The sequence below is a fragment of the Myxococcus sp. AM009 genome, from assembly GCF_013372605.1.
Taxonomy (GTDB): domain Bacteria; phylum Myxococcota; class Myxococcia; order Myxococcales; family Myxococcaceae; genus Myxococcus; species Myxococcus vastator.
Window position 1 is genome coordinate 1 of the sequence record NZ_JABXEP010000297.1, and the last position, 3,625, is coordinate 3,625.

Genomic DNA, 3,625 nt, shown 5'->3' on the forward strand with positions numbered 1-3,625 from the left:
CACCCCCACCGCCGCCGGCACCACCGCCCCCACCGTGGGGACCACGCTCCCCACCGTCGCGCCGTAGCCGCGGTGAACGTCCGGCATCACCGAGACCCACTTGTGGATGAAGGGAAGGCCGCGCACGTTGCGGAGCTGCTTCTTCGCCTCCTCCTCGAACGGAACACCCACCGTCCACGCCTTGATGGGGCGGCCCGCCTCGTCCGACAGCACCTCGTAGTTCCCGTTGTCGCGGCTCATCGTCTCCACCTTTCAGTCGTCCGCCGGGCGCTGTGTCCCGGTCACGGGGGAGGCCTAGAGCAGCCGCCGTGCCAACACCGCTCCCGAGGGAAGCCCTCCACGCGAGCTGACATTTTCTATCTTTTTGGATAAAGTCATATCTGGATGGCGAAATCGCGCGCGCGCAAGACGGTGGTCCTGGGGATGCTCGGGACGACGCTGGACAACGGGCAGGGGCCGCAGCGCTGGACGCGGTGGCGGCCCACGGTGGCGCTGTGCCAGCAGGAGGACCTGCTCGTGCACCGGCTGGAGCTGCTGCATCCGCCGAACGCGACCTCGCTCGCGGCCACCCTGGTGGGAGACATCCGGCAGGTGTCACCGGAGACGGAGGTGCGGGGCAGGCCCCTGGACATCCGGAACCCATGGGACCTGGAGGAGACCTACGGCGCGCTGCTCGACTACGTGCGCGGCTATGCCTTCAACCCCGAGGCGGAGGACTACCTGGTCCACATCACCACGGGCACGCACATCGCGCAGATCTGCATGTTCCTGCTGGTGGAGAGCCGCCTCATCCCCGGCAAGCTGGTCCAGGTGTCACCCGACCCCAGGGACCGCGCGGGGGCGGGCACGCACACCCTCATCGACCTGGACCTGTCCCAGTACGACACCCTGGCCGCGCGCTTCCGGCAGGAGCAGCGAGAAGGCCTGGCCTTCCTCAAATCCGGCATCGACACCCGCAACGCGGCGTTCAACCGCCTCATCGAGCGCATCGAACAGGTGGCCGTCCAGTCCCGCGCACCCTTGCTGATCACCGGCCCCACCGGCGCGGGCAAGTCGCAGCTCGCGCGGCGCATCTACGCGCTGAAGAAGGCGCGGCGTGGTGTGGCGGGCCCCTTCGTGGACCTCAACTGCGCCACGCTCCGAGGCGACGGCGCCATGTCCGCCCTCTTCGGCCACGTGAAGGGCGCCTTCACGGGTGCGCTGAGCGACAGGCCCGGGCTGCTGCGGCAGGCGAACGGCGGCGTGCTGTTCCTGGACGAAATCGGCGAGCTGGGCGCGGACGAACAGGCCATGTTGCTCCGCGCGCTGGAGGACAAGCGCTTCCTGCCGGTGGGCGCGGACCGCGAGGTGGAGAGTGATTTCCAGCTCATCGCGGGCACCAACCGGGACCTCCAGGTCGAGGTCGAGCGCGGGCGCTTCCGCGAGGACCTGCTCGCGCGCATCAACCTGTGGACCTTCCGGCTGCCCGCGCTGCGCGAGCGTCCAGAGGACATCCCACCCAACCTGCTCTTCGAGCTGGACCAGTCCTCGGAGGCCGTGGGCACGCGCGTCACCATGAACAAGGAGGCCCAGGCGCACTTCCTGGCCTTCGCCACGTCCCCGGAGGCGCGGTGGGCGGGCAACTTCCGGGACCTCAACGCGGCGGTGCTGCGCATGGCCACGCTGGCGGCGGGCGGGCGGATTACCCGGGACGTGGTGGACGAGGAGCTCGAACGGCTTCGCGAGCAGTGGCGCCCCTCCGGAGCGAGGGTGGCAATCGCCGCCGGGGACCTGGTCGCGGAGGTGCTGGGGGAGAGTCTCGCCAGCGAGCTGGACCGCTTCGACCGGGTCCAGCTCGCGGATGTGCTGAGCGCCTGCCGGGCGTCACGCTCGTTGTCGGACGCGGGGCGCGTGCTGTTCGCACAGTCACGCGCCCAGAAGAAGAGCGTCAACGACGCGGACCGGCTGAAGAAGTACCTGGCCCGCTTCGGCCTCACCTGGGCGGACGTCAGCGGGCGAGGCGCGTAGACAGGGGCTTCAGAGCATGGGCATGCCGCGCGTCGTCATCCTTGCCGCCGCGGCCCACGAGGTAGAACGACTCCTGCCGGGACACGAAGAACTTCCAGCCCTCCTCGGTGAGGTAGGCCGGGTCCTCCTGCATCACGTAGACCTTCTGCCCGTCCCACTCCGGCACCGCGGTGGCGGTGTTCAGCTCGATGGCGATGTACGAGCCCAGGCGCAGCGTCTTGGACTCCTCCTGCCGGCTCGCCGAGCGGAAGTCGATGCTCGCGCCCAGCGCGTGGCCCTGATTGCCCAGCGGGTGGCTGTACACCATGGCCTCGATGCCCTTCTCCTTCATCTCCGCCATCGTCTGCGTGTACACCTGCGCGGACGTGCGGCCCGGACGGGAGGCGCGCAGCATCAGCGCGTCCTGGAGCTCCAGGGTGTTGGCCAGCGCCCGCTTGAGCCCCTCCGGCGCGTCCGTCTCACCCTCTTTCAGCACGTAGGCCATCTTCTGCCAGTCGGAGTTCAGCCCCATGTAGGTGATGCCGAAGTCCACGTGCAGCAGGTCGCCGCGGAGGATGACGACGTCCTCCTTCGCGGGCGCCAGGAAGCCTCGCGAGCTCGAGCCGTCCAGGCCCTTGCGCTGCACGCGCAGGTCCGGCTGGAACCAGGTGTCCACGCCCAGCGCCCAGAGCCTGTCATAGAGGTAGCGGCGCACGTCACCGACGGTCGTCTTCCCCGGCACCACCACCTCCGGCGAGAAGGCCTCCTTCACCACCGCCTCCGTCAGCATCACCAGCCGCTGGTAGTGCAGCCACTCCTCAGGGAGGCGCGTGTCCAGGTACTCCTCGATGAGCGGCGCGGCGCTCACGAAGCGGGCCTCCGCCTCCGCGCCCAGGGCCTCCACCAGGAAGGCGTAGCTGTCCTTCGTCAGGCTGCGCGTCACCCCGCGCTTGCCGCCAATGCCCAGGGCAATCGTCCGGGGCTGATAGCGCGTGTTCAGGTCCGCCAGGATTTCCTGTGGCTTGCGCCCTTCCTCGGGCAGCTCGAAGAAGCGCGCGAGCGTGGCCTCCGAGTAGCTGGAGAGCGCGACGCGCTTGAGGCCCTCGGGCCCGGCGTCGACGAACGCGAAGATGTCCCGGTTGCCCGCATAGGGCCGCGGCGGCGCGATGAACTGGGTGAGCGGGTCGTCGTGGAACTCCTCGTTGACGACCACCCACATGCCCACGCCATGGCGGCGCATCATGTCCAGCAGCATGCCGTGGCGCTTCTCCAGCCAGGCTTCGCGCTCGGCGATCTGCTCCGACCAGGACATGAGGCGCGGCGGCGAGTCGTCAGCGGCGCCCTGGCGCCCCGTGGTGGCACAGGCGGCCAGCAGCAACAGCGGCAAGGCCGCCCACTTCACGGACTTCATGTGAGGACTCCCATCGAGAAGGAGGCCGCACCGTATCGCATGAAAGCCAGGGGGCCTCCGCCTCCAGAGCCCTTGGAGTCTCTGGAGGCGGAGGGCCTGGGGCGCGGCCCCTTCCTCCCCCCACGCGCCGAACTCAGAAGCTGGCGATTTGGAACTCGAAGTCGCTCTCGTCGAACGCCTCCAGCTCCTGCCCCCCCAGGTCCTCCGCGTCCCCCCCCGCTCTCACAC

At 69.4% G+C, this 3,625-nt stretch carries 3 protein-coding genes; 1 reads left to right on the forward strand and 2 read right to left on the reverse strand.

Going from position 1 to position 3,625, the window contains the following annotated elements; translation table 11 throughout:
- Positions 1-240: RtcB family protein (locus HV824_RS35100; RefSeq protein WP_176425216.1), on the reverse strand; the 240-nt coding region annotated here is incomplete at its 3' end.
- Between the two features lie 144 nt (positions 241-384).
- On the opposite strand from HV824_RS35100, the gene rtcR reads away from it, so the two are divergent.
- Positions 385-2,007, forward strand: a complete 1,623-nt coding sequence (gene rtcR / locus HV824_RS35105; RefSeq protein WP_176425217.1) for an RNA repair transcriptional activator RtcR — start codon at positions 385-387, stop codon at positions 2,005-2,007.
- Here rtcR and HV824_RS35110 read toward each other — a convergent pair.
- Positions 1,988-3,397 (reverse strand): M24 family metallopeptidase, encoded by a 1,410-nt coding sequence (locus tag HV824_RS35110; protein WP_255208601.1) that lies wholly within the window; start codon positions 3,395-3,397, stop codon positions 1,988-1,990. The genes rtcR and HV824_RS35110 overlap by 20 nt on opposite strands.
- Positions 3,398-3,625 lie beyond the last annotated feature (228 nt).